General features: G+C 58.6%; 1 protein-coding gene. It reads right to left on the reverse strand.

Annotation, left to right across the window (positions count from 1 at the left end):
* Positions 1–66: 66 nt before the first annotated feature.
* Positions 67–12900, reverse strand: a complete 12834-nt coding sequence (locus ACX1CU_RS15760; RefSeq protein WP_459402833.1) for an autotransporter outer membrane beta-barrel domain-containing protein — start codon at positions 12898–12900, stop codon at positions 67–69.
* Positions 12901–12967 lie beyond the last annotated feature (67 nt).

A 12967-nucleotide genomic window follows, 5' to 3' on the forward strand; every position in this document is an offset into this window, starting at 1 on the left:
CCCTCATTTATTGTATAAGTTGGCTGCCCAAACGGGCAGCCAACTTTTATCAACCTCTGACCACCATTAGAAGCTGTATTTCACCCCCAGCATCGCCGCTTTGTCATCATACCCTTTTTGCCCTATCTGCTGGGTCAGGTTACCCCACACGCTGAAGTTGTTATTCAGCTTGCCTTCCGCACCCACTTTCACTTCAACCAGATGGCGGCTGCCGGTCTGCTGGACTCCCAGACCATCCGAACTCACCCCTGGCAGGCGGCTGTTGTGGATCCAGTTCAGGTCCAGATAGGTGGTCAGAATGCGTGACTGGTCTTTCCCCATCAGCGTGTCGTTCGACAGTTTGGCCCCCAGACGGGTCTGCAGATTGTTATTGCCGCTCTGCTGCACCAGAGAGCCGTTGTTTTGCAGGTCGCTCATCTTCGCCCCGTTCAGGGTCAACTGCGCCTGCGGCGTGATATAGGTTTGATTCTCCTCACCGTGATAGATTTCAATCGGATAGCCGCCTTCCAGCGAGGTGCTCACACCGCGCAGATGGTAGTTTCCGCTGTCGTAGGCACTGCTGCTGACCGAAGCGTTGAACCATTCATACTGCAACCAGCCATGCACATACGGGCTGTGGCGTTCGCTGGCATTCGCATACCAGGTGCCGTACACCCCGACCGTATACCCCGTCAGGCTGTTATCGGATTTATAGCTGGTTTCCCCCGAATCGGTGGTCCCGGTCGCGCGGCCATAACCGGCCATCACCCCCAACCCAAAACGATCCTGCCCGGTAAACTGCGTATCCAGCACTTCGCCCCCCAACTGCACCACATAGCGGTTGCTGGAGTTGGACAGTTGACCCGACGCATCTTCGAACTTGTTGCGCGAGCCCACCTGACGCAGCCACAGGCTGGAGCGCGCCTCCGTTCCACTCAGGTCGCCGGTGTCACGCGCATCCCCGGCGTGCAAATCCTCCAACCGGGTGTTAAACAGCGTATTGGCGGCGGCGATGTTGGCGATAAAGGCCCCCGATTCCGGGTTATAGGTCACCACCTTGTCCTGATAATTGGAGCGCAGGTACCAGTTGCCGTCTGCCGTGTCCGTCGGCGTCCCCTGATAGAGGAAGTATTCCAACACCCCGGCCTGGGCACGGCCATTCAGGGTAAAGGTGCCCGCCGAGTTGCCCCCGACGTTAATCACCTGAATGCCGTTGATGTTTTTCGCCCCGTCCCCGCCGATATTGCTGACGCTGACCGTGCTGGTGCCAGAGGTATCCCCCGTCACCACCAGTCGATCGGTGGCGGCGTCATCCCCGGCCAGGACGGTGTTCAAGGCGACGTTACCGCCGTTGCCCACATAGTTACCGTTGATGATGAAATCGCTGTAGTTGCCCCCGGTGGCGGCACGCCCCACCACCAGGTTACCGGCATTGGACAGGTTACCGATAACCTGGCCGTCACCGCCGAAGGTGCCGTTAGCCTGCACCGTCACGTCACTGGTCAGCGTGGCGCTCCCGACCGCAGCAAACGCCGTCGGCAACGCCAGGGCAAAGGCCTGCGGCGCGGCCGCATTCACCGGTGGGGTGCCCACCAGCAACGCCCCGGACTGCACCGTCGTCATACCCGCGCTCACCAGGCTGTTGTTGATGTGCACCGTGCCGCTGCCCTGTTTCACAATGCTACCACTGCCGCTGATTGGCGTGGTCAGATCCCAGTCGCCCGCCGTGTTGAGCACCAGGCTGCCTGCATTGAGGACCGACGCTGCGCCAAAGTTATCACCGGTGGTCGCCGTCAGGGTGGTGCCTGTCTGGGTGGTGAAGGTCCCCGCATACGCGCTGTTGTTACCGCTCAGGGTGACGTTGGCCGCATCGCTCAGCAGGGTATTGCCGCTGCCCTGCAAGGCGTTGACCAGGGTCGCCGTCGCCAGTCCCCCCGTGCTGCCATCCAGATGCAGCGTGCCGTCTACCGCGATATCGCCGGTCCCCAGCCCCTGCGCCTGCGTGACGTCTGCCGTCGCCCCGCTGTTAAGGGTGGTGGTGCCGCTGAAGCCGGTGTTGTTGTTATTGACGGCCAGCGTGCCGCTGCTCAGCAGCAGATTGCCCGCGCCCGCCAACGCCCCGTCGGCCACGCCGCCGTGGCTCACCGTCAGCACACCGCCGCCCAGATCCAGCAGGCTGTCGGCAGCGCTGTTCAGCGCCCCCACGGTTTGCGTGTGGCCGTTGATGTCCACCGCCGCACCGCGGTCAATCACCAGATCCGACGTCTGCCCTAACGCTGAATCCGCATTCAGTTGCACGGTCCCCGCATGGACCCACGTGGCCCCGGTGTAATTGTTGTCGGTCCCTGAGAGCACCACTATCGCACCCGGGTCGGCTTCGGTGATCGCCAGATCCCCGCTGCCGGTGATTTGCGCAAAGAGCTCGTTACCCGGCGTGCCGTTAAAGCTCGCCGTCCCCACCAGCTCCAGCGCCTCGCTGCCGCTGGTCAGCAGGTCCATGCTCTTCAGGCTGTAGTTCACATACAACCCATCACGCTGATCGCCAGTGGTCAGGCCAAAACCGAAGGTCCCCATCGCCGCCACCACGCTGCTGTTCGGGTTGGTGATGCCCTCAAAATAGTCCTGGATGATTGGCATATTGCTGCCGTCCGTCAGCGTCAGTTCACGCCCGGTGCCCGTGGCGGCTCCTGTCACCAGGTCGATCACAATAGCCCCGGTGTCCAATGCCAAGGTACTGATCCCTTCCAGGCTCGGAGAGACGTTCGGCGGCAGGTTGACACTCACCGTGCCGCCCCCGGTGGTATTGATGCTCGTGGCCGCAACGGTACCGCCAGAGGTTAATAACCCACTGTTATCAATGATGTTATTGAAAATCAGCGTGCCGCCGTTCATTTCCAGCGCGCCGATATTCTGTACCCCATCACCGACCGAGGTACGGCTGTTGTCCTCCAGGTTCAGCACGGTGTTGCTGTTACTGCTGGTGTTATTGTTCGACAGCTGGAACTGGGTGTTCTGCAGATTGACCTGCCCGGTAAACCCGGTGCCCACGTTGCTGCCAAAGCTGAACAGGTTATTGTTGGTATTGATATTCAATACGCCCGCGCCCAACAGGCGGTTATCAAAGGTGAAATCCCCGTTGTTGCTGATGTTCAAGGTGTCGCTGGCGCTCACGATATCCACCGTGGCGGCCGGGTTGAACCAGTCAATGCTGTCCAGGTTCAGGACTGAGCCGCCGTTGATGCTGACCGTGCCGATGAAGGCAGACGCATTGGCATTGTTCAGCAGCACGTTGCTACCGTTCGACAGGGCCCAAGTCCCTGTTCCGCTGATGGCGTTGCTCAGCGTGCCCGTCACCCCGTTAAAGACCAACTGGCTGCCGCTGGCAATGTCCACTGCGCCTGAACCGAGATTCGCATTCTGGCTGACGCTCAGCGCACTGTTGCCGGTAATGCCGAACTGGCCTGCAAATCCAGCGTTATTGCCGGACAGGGACAGATTGGCCCCGCTATTCACGGTGACCGTGGAATTAGCCACCCCGCTCAGGGTATTGGCCACATCGCCACTCAGCGCACTGAATATCAGTTGCGAGGTCACATCGGTCAACGCGACGCGGGCTGCGGACGTGCCCAGATTATTGGCTGCGCTGACCGTCAGGGCACCGTCCGCATTGATAGCGTGGGTGCCGCTGAAGGTGTTGCTGCCGCTCAGGGTCACCGCCGCATCAGTGTTGACTGTCCCGGCGCCGCTCAGCACATTGGCCAGGGTATCTGCCGCGTTCAGATTAAGCCGACCGCCGACCTCCACCGCACTGGTGCCCAGGGCATTGGCGGCGCTCGCGGTGACCGACGCCCCCGAGGCAATATGGGTGGTGGCCGACAGGCCACCGTTGGCCGCGCTCAGGGCCAGATCCCCACCGTTGACGTTCAGCGTGCCGGCCCCGCTCAGGCCGCCCACCGTGCTCGAGGTGCCCCCTGACGACAGGTTCAGAATACCGCCCGCCAGATCGAGCACCCCGCTGTTGGTCAGCAGTCCGCTGCTCAGCACGCCCGTATTGAGCGTGACCGTCCCCAGGTTGGTCAGCGCCCCCACCGTCTGGCTGAAGGTGTTGCTATTGAGGCCAGCGCCGCTGGCCACGGTCAGCTGTGAGGTGGCACCCAACGCATTGTTACTGCCCAGTATCACATTGCCACCGGTTACCTGGGTACTGCCGGTGTAGCTGTTCTGGCTATTGGTGACGGTCAACGCCCCGTTGGTGGCATCCAGCACGATACCGCCCACCCCGGTCAACTGAGCCGTCAGATTTTTGTTGGCGTCCGGGCTGGCATCGGTGGCAATAACCAGCGCATTGGGGTTGTCCTGGAGCAGATTGAGCATGCTCAAGCCATAGTTCAGGTACAGACCTGTCGCGTTCAGGTTGTTGGTATTGGACAATAGGTAGCTATAGGTCGCATCCGCCACATGCACCGCGTTCTGATCGATCCCCGACACCACGCCCTGGCCTGGCGCGACCGCCACACCGTTAATCATCAGCGTCAGGTTACCGGCCCCGCTGGCCGTATTGGCGCTGATCAACTGCATCGCCGACGCCCCCCGATTCTGATCCAGGATCGACAGATTCGGTGGCACCACCGGTAGGACATTATCCCAAGAGCCCGCGCCCACCACGTTGATGGTCCCGCTGCTGGCGGTCAGGGTCTGGGTGGTGATAGTGCTCTCAGCAATAGACAGTGGCGCACCGCCGGTAAAGTTCAGCGTACCGCCATTCATTACCAAGCTCTGCAACGTTTCGGTGCCCGGCGTTCCGGCGACCCCCACGGTGGTCACGCTGCCATTCCCCAGCGTCAGCCCGGCCAACGCCAGGGCGCTGGCATTGGTATCGGCCAACGAGAAGCTGGTGTTATTCAGCGTCACGTTACCGGTGAAGGCGGTGCCCGCACCAACCCCGAAGCTGAAGGCGTTATTGGCCGTATCGACATTGACCTGCCCGGCCCCGGTCAGGGCATTGTTCAGGGCAAAGGCCCCGGTGTTGCTGATGTTCAGCGTGCTGGTGGCGTCGTTGACGTTCAGCACGGTGTCCACATTCAGCGCCGTCGTCCCGTTTAAGGTCAGAGAGGCGCCGGTGTTGATGTCCAGCAATCCGCTAAAACCCGCCGCATTGCTGCTACCAGAAAGGTTGATGTTGCTGTTGCGCAGCACCCAGTTGCCCGCCCCGCTCAATGCATTGTTTAGCGCGGTCAACGCGCCGCCCTCAAAGGCAGTAAAGTTCAGGGTGCTGCCGCTGCCAATGCTGACGCTGCCGGTGCCCAGGTTGGCGCTCTGCGAGACGGTCAGAGTACTGTTGCCCGTCAGATCAAACAGGCCAGCAAAGCCGCTGTTAGTGCCGGTCAGGGTGGTGGCGGCGGCGCTATTGAGCTGCACCGTGGAGCCCGATATCCCACTCAAGGTGTTGGCCAGCGTACCGGTGAGGCCATTGAGCAACAGTTGGGCGGTGGCGTCGGTCAAATCGACGCGGGCCGCCGAGGTCCCCAGATTATTGGCCGTGCTGACCGTCAGGGCACCGTTCGCATCGATCGCGTGGGTGCCGCTAAAGGTGTTGCTGCCGCTCAGGGTCACCGCTGCATCGGTATTAATGGTCCCGGCCCCGCTCAGCACGTTGGCCAGGGTATCTGCCGCGTTCAGATTAAGCTGGCCGCCGACGTCCACCGCGCTGGTGCCCAGGGCATTGGCCGCGCTTGAGGTGATGGATGCCCCGGACGCAATATGGGTGGTGGCTGACAGGCCACCGTTGGCCGCGCTCAAGGCCAAATCCCCGCCGTTCACGTTCAGCGTGCCAGCCCCGCTCAGGCCGCCAACACCGCTCGAGGTGCCCCCTGACGACAGGTTCAGCGTACCGCCCGCCAGATCGAGCACCCCGGTATTGGTCAGCAGTCCACTGCTCAACACGCCGGGATCGAGACTCACCGTGCCCAGGTTGGTCAGCGCCCCCACCGTCTGGCTGAAGTTATTGATATTGAAGCTGGCGCCGCTCGCCACCGTCAGCAGTGAGGTGGCACCCAAGGCATTATTGCTGCCCAGCAGTACGTTACCGCCGGTCACCTGGGTGCTGCCGGTGTAGCTGTTCTGGCTATTGGTGACGGTCAAGGCCCCGTTGGTGGCATCAAACACGATGCCACCCACCCCGGTCAGTTGTGCGGTCAGATTTTTGTTGGCGTCCGGGCTGGCATCGGTGGCAATAATCAACGCATCAGGGTTGTCCAGCAGCAGGTTGATCGCACTCAGGCCATAGTTCAGGTACAGACCAAAGGCGCTGGCCGCGTTGGTGTTAGACAGGGCGTAATTGTAGGTTGCATCCGCCACATGCTGTGCGTTCTGGTTGATGGCAGAGACCACCCCCTGTGGCGTCACCGCCACGCCGTCAATCGTCAGCGTCAGGCTGTCCGCCCCGCTGGCCGTGGTGGCGCTGATCAGCTGCATCGCCGTTGCCCCCCGGTTCTGCTCCAGGATCGACAGATTCGGTGGCACCACCGGCAGAGTATTGTTCCAGGAGCCCGCCCCCACCACGTTGATGGTCCCGCTGCTGGCGGTCAGGGTCTGGGTGGTGATAGTGCTCTCGGCGCTGGACAGTGGCGCACCGCCGGTAAAGTTCAGCGTACCGCCGTTGAGCGTCAGGTCGCGCAGCGTTTCGGTACCCGGCGTTCCGGCAACCCCCACGGTGGTCACGCTGCCATTCCCTAAGGTCAGCCCGGCCAACGCCAGGGCGCTGGCATTGGTGTCCGCCAGCAGGAAGGTGGCATTGTTCAGCGTCACATTGCCGGTGAAGGCGGTGCCCGCACCGACCCCGAAGCTGAAGGCGTTATTGGCCGTATCGACATTGACCTGCCCGGCCCCGGTCAGGGCATTGTTCAGGGCAAAGGCCCCGGTGTTGTTAATGTTCAGCGTGCTGGTGGCGTCGTTGACGTTCAGCACGGTGTCCACATTCAGCGCCGTCGTCCCGTTTAAGGTCAGCGAAGCGCCGGTGTTGATGTCCAGCAGGCCGCTAAAACCCGCCGCATTGCTGTTGCCCGAGAGATTTATATTGCTGTTGCGCAGCACCCAGTTGCCCGCCCCGCTCAGGGCATTGTTTAGCGCGGTCAAGGCGCCGCCTCCGGCATATGTGTCAAAAATCAACGAACTCCCGCTGCCGATACTGACGCCGCCGGTGCCCAGATTGGCGCTCTGTGAGACGGTCAGGGTACTGCTGTCTATCAGGTCAAACAGGCCAGCAAATCCACCGTTGGTGCCGGTCAGGGTGGTGTTGGACGCATTGCCGAGCTGCACCGTGGCACCCGCGACCCCACTCAGGGTGTTGGCCAGCGTACCGGTGAGGCCATTGAGCAACAGTTGGGCGGTGGCATCGGTCAGATTGACGCTGGCCACCGAGGTCCCCAGGTTATTGGCCGTGCTGACCGTCAGGGCACCGTTCGCATTGATGTCGTGGGTGCCGCTAAAGGTGTTGCTGCCGCTCAGGGTCACCGCTGCATCGGTATTAATGGTCCCGGCCCCGCTCAATTCGTTGGCCAGGGTATCGGCCGCGTTCAGATTAAGCTGGCCACCGACCTCCACCGCGCTGGTGCCCAAGGCATTGGCCGCACTCGCGGTGACGGATGCCCCCAGCAGGATATGGGTGGTGGCTGACAGGCCACTGTTGGCTGCGCTCAGGGCCAAATCTCCGCCGTTCACGTTCAGCGTGCCGGCCCCGGTCAGGCCGCCAGGGGCGGTCGAGGTGCCCCCTGACGACAGGTTCAGCGTCCCGCCCGCCAGATCGAGCACCCCGCTGTTGGTCAGCAGCCCGCTGTTCAATACGCCGGGATCGAGACTCACCGTGCCCAGGTTGGTCAGGGCGCCCACCGTCTGGCTGAAGTTATTGATATTGAAGCTGGCGCCGCTCGCCACCGTCAGCAATGAGGTGGCACCGAAAGCATTATTGCTCCCCAGCAGCACATTGCCACCGGTCACCTGGGTGCTGCCGGTGTAGCTGTTCTGGCTATTGGTGACGGTCAACGCCCCGTTGGTGGCATCCAGCACGATGCCGCCCACCCCGGTCAGCTGTGCGGTCAGATTTTTGTTGGAATCCGGGCTGGCATCGGTAGCAATGATTAGCGCGTCGGGGTTGTCCAGCAGCAGGTTGATCGCACTCAGGTCGTAGTTCAGGTACAGGCCATTCGCGCTGGCCGCATTGGTATTGGATAACGAATAGTGGTAAGTCGCATCCGCCACATGCTGTGCGTTCTGGTTGATGGCAGAGACCACCCCCTGTGGCGTCACTTCTACACCGTTAATCATCAGCGTCAGGCTGTCCGCCCCGCTGGCCGTGGTGGCGCTGATCAGTTGCATCGCCGTCGCACCCCGGTTCTGCTCCAGGATCGACAGATTCGGGGGCACCACCGGTGGTGTATTGTCCCAGGAGCCCGCCCCCACGACGTTGATGGTCCCGCTGCTGGCGGTCAGGGTCTGAGCGGTAATGGTGCTCTCGGCGCTGGAGAGCGGTGCACCGCCGGTAAAGTTTAGCGTACCGCCGTCGAGCGTCAGGGCGCGCAGCGTTTCGGTGCCCGGCGTTCCGGCGACCCCGACGGTGGTCACGCTGCCATTCCCCAAGGTCAGCCCGGCCAACGCCAGGGCGCTGGCATTGGTGTCCGCCAGCAGGAAGGTGGCATTGTTCAGGGTCACGTTACCGGTGAAGGCGGTGCCCGCACCGACCCCGAAGCTGAAGGCGTTATTGGCCGTATCGACATTGACCTGCCCGGCCCCGGTCAGGGCATTGTTCAGGGCAAAGGCACCGGTGTTGTTAATGTTCAGCGTGCTGGTGGCGTCGTTGACGTTCAGCACGGTGTTCGCATCCAACGTCGTGGCACCGTTTAGCGTCAGCGAGGAGCCGGTGTTGATGTCCAGCAATCCGCTAAAGCCCGCCGCATTGCTGTTACCCGAGAGATCGATATTGCTGTTGCGCAGTACCCAGTTGCCCGCCCCGCTCAATGCATTGTTCAGCGCGGTCAAGGCGCCGCCGGCAAAGGTGTCATAGGTCAGGGTACTGCCACTGCCGATACTGACGCTGCTACTGCCCAGATGCATATTCTGCGATGCGGTCAGAGTGCTGTTGCCCGTCAGATCAAACAGGCCAGCAAAGCCGCTGTTTGCACCGCTCAAAGTGGTGGATGAATTGTTATTCAGTTGAACCGTAGAGCCCGCTATCCCACTCAAAGTGTTGGCCAGCGTACCGGTGAGGCCATTGAGCAACAGTTGGGCGGTGGCGTCGGTCAAATTGACGCTGGCCGCCGAGGTCCCCAGATTATTGGTCGTGCTGACCGTCAGGGCACCGTTCGCATTGATGTCGTGGGTGCCGCTAAAGGTGTTGCTGCCGCTCAGGGTCACCGCTGCATCGGTATTAATGGTCCCGGCCCCGCTCAATACGTTGGCCAAGGTATCTGCCGCGTTCAGATTAAGCTGGCCGCCGACGTCCACCGCGCTGGTGCCCAGTGCATTGGCGGCATCCAGCGTCACCGACGCCCCCGAGGCGATATGGGTGGTGGCGGACAGGCCACCGTTAGCCGCGCTCAGGGCCAGATCTCCGCCGTTGACGTTCAGCGTGCCAGCCCCGGTCAGGCCGCCAGGGGCGGTCGAGGTGCCCCCTGACGACAGGTTCAGCGTCCCACCCGCCAGATCGAGCACCCCGGTATTGGTCAGCACCCCACTGCTCAACACGCCGGGATCGAGACTCACCGTGCCCAGGTTGGTCAGCGCCCCCACCGTCTGGCTGAAGTTATTGGTATTGAAAGTGGCGCCGCTCGCCACCGTCAGCAATGAGGTGGCACCCAACGCATTGTTGCTGCCCAGCAGCAAAGTGCCACCTGTCACCGCAGTGCTACCCGTGTAGGAGTTCAAGCTATTGCTCAACGTCATGAGGGTGTTATCTGCACCAATCGCCAGATTACCCGTACCGGTCAATTGAGCCGTCAATATGGAATTTGTTGCGCCTGCGGATGACAAGGTCAACGTTTGGCCGGACTGGATATCAGCCTGTGTCAACTGTGTCGCCACACTCAAGCCAAGATTACTGTTTAGGTTATAGTTGTAGGTATTTCTAGAAACGACATTGCCTCCTTGCAGATAATCGCTGGTCGTGCCGTTCCCCAAACTATTACCCACGCTGTCCAGCAGCGTCAGTTGTGCTAAATCTGCTGCTAATAATGTATTGGTGCTCTTCACCAGATCGGTATTAATACCGTTGTCTTGATCGAGTAAATTACCTGAGGTTATATCCGCAGCATCTACTTTTACCGTACTGGTATTGGTTACGGCCAGCGTATCTGTTGTTATCAGGCTGCCGCTGGCAAATTCGGTTGTCCCTCCATTCATGACCACATTGCCAACGTTTTGGTTGGAAGCTCCTACCGTAGTGGTACTTCCTGAAGAGGTTTTTAACGTCGCAGCAGCTAAGGTGCTGGTATTAGTACCAGCAAGAGAGAAGGCAACATTCTTGAGATCAACCGTGCCAGTAAACCCGGAGCCAACTCCAGCACCGAAGTTGAAGGCATTATTACCGTTGTCAATATTCAATAAACCGGTGCCCGTTAAGGCATTACCCAACAGCGATATGGTATTCAGGTCTAGCGTACCAGCCAGCGCTACCGCTGCGGTACCGAACTGGTTGGCATTATTGGCCGTCAGCATCCCGCCCAGATCCACATCCCATGTGCCTGCAAAAGTGCTGGCATTTTGTAATGTGACATTGCCTTGCGCCAAAACCTCTGCGTTACCGGTTCCTTGTAGTGTTCCAGCAAATAATCCATTGAATGTCTGGCCAAAAGCTAAACGGCTGTTGCTATCAAGATTGACGTTACCACCTGAAATATTGGCGGCATCGCTCAAGGTGAGGTCCGCTGTATTGAAATTGATGTTGGTGAAGTTCTGGATACGTGTCGCAGCAGCCAACGCATCGGTGGAATTATTGAAATTCAGCGTGTTATTACCGCTTCCTGCATTAAGAGAACCCAGGTAAGTATTGCCAAGCGTCAGATTATTAAGGGTAAAGGTATCGTCGCCGGTGCCTGTCACAATGGATGCGACAGAAGCGCCATTATCAATGGTGACACTATTATTACCTGCTCCTAAGTCTATCAGGCCTTCACTGACGGAAGTGGCACCCAACATTAAAACATCATCACCAGAACCGGTTGTCAGCATTCCGGACTGCGTACCATTATTGTTGATAGTATTGGCCGCATTATTGGCAAAAGTGACAGCACCATTGATTTGCCCTTGATTGTTCAGCGTTTTCCCGGCGGCTCCGGTAAAACTGATGGCAGTTGCGCCAGAGGCATCAATCTGGGCATTAGCGCCAATCGTTGTGGTATTGTTTGTCACGCCATCATTAACAACCAGGCCTGTCCCGCCACTGTTGGTGACATTCACCAGCAGATTGACGCTACCAAAATCGACACCACCGCCCGTAACATTAATCCCTTTACCTGCCCCTGTAATATTGAGATCCAAGGCTTCAGGGCTCCAACCATCCAGGGCCGTATTGGTAGTTGAAATGGCTGTACCTACCCCGGAAACATTAATGGTGTTGCGGCCGTTGGGGCTGCTCGCAAAGGTGACACCGGTAATGTTATCAAAACCAATACCGTCGCTCAGATTGATCTGGGTATTACTCAGTGTTAAGGCGGCATTATCACTTTTGGAAATTGCCTTGCCGCTACCATTAATATTTATGGTGGTGTCAGTAACGGAATGGGTATCGGTATTGCCAGCCGCAATGGTAATGCCGTTGGCAGCATTACTGGTATTGATGGTGCCGCCTGTCAAATCTAACCCGACATTCCCGAGAACGTTAATAGCCGTTCCTCCAGAAGCATTAATCTCCCCTCCGGTGTTATCAACCGTCATTGATTTAATTGCCGAAGAGTTTAATGAAATGCCGGCTGTCGTACTGTTGATCGTACCATTATTAGCGATGTTAACGGCGCCGGTACCGTTATGGGTTGCAGAAATACCTGTTGCAGCCCCAATAGTGCCAGCGGAACGGATGTAAATGCCACTGGCATTACCTGCGTTTTTTGTCGCTAAAATCCCTGCACCGGTGGCCTGTAAAATCGATCCCGTTGCCAGGTTGTAGATCACATCGGCAGTCCCTGCTGCGCCATTGTTGATGCCCGTGGTGTTAGTAGTTAGGTTATCAATCGCATTACCTGAAATGATCCCACCACCTGTCGCGCGTGCCTGCAGGATAATTCTTGCGCCTGAACCAAAGCCTGTTACCGGATCATAACTGCCGATGAGCACACCCCGATTGTTATTGGTTCCGCTGAGGACATCCTGGTTGGCGATTAACTCGAAGGCAGAACCATCAGCAAAGGTGTAGACAAAAGTATCGATAGCATTGCTACCGGTATCGGTCAGGTTGGCTGTTGAACCTGTTCTATCAATCTTGACGTCAGCACCATTGAGAAAATCCATGGTTGCCGTATTATCGGTGGCGCCGGTATTATGGAAAGAGACAGCGGTACCCAAGTGGGTGACGTGAAATCTACCGGTAAATACCAGTTTATTGACTTCACCAATCTCCTGGTTCCTATCGTTAACCACCACATCGTTACCGATATTGCCGAATGTCATAACGCTATTGGTAGCATCACCATTGCCTCCCATAAAAACGAGCTGGGAAACACCAAGAAAATCAATGTTGTTATAAATCACATTAACGGCTGTACTGGAGCCGTTTACGCTAACCATAGTGTAATAGTTGGCTGAATTGATTTGGGACATGTTTTGCAGTGTCAACGTTCGCGTCCCTGAAGACACAGTCAAACCATTCGAAGTGGTATTAGCAACGCTCAAACCATAAAGCCCGTTACCGTCAATCACCACATCCCGACTGGTCATATTAACGGCTACGTTCTGAGTCAGTGGAATGTCAGCACCCAAAATAATCTTGTCATAAGTCCCACTG

Source organism: Serratia sp. D1N4 (genome assembly GCF_054552755.1).

Bases quoted from the DNA above. Each gene is read 5' to 3' on its own strand.
- ACX1CU_RS15760 (WP_459402833.1), bottom strand. From the start codon at position 12,900: ATGACCAGTCGGGATGTGGTGATTGACGGTAACGGGCTTTATGGTTTG.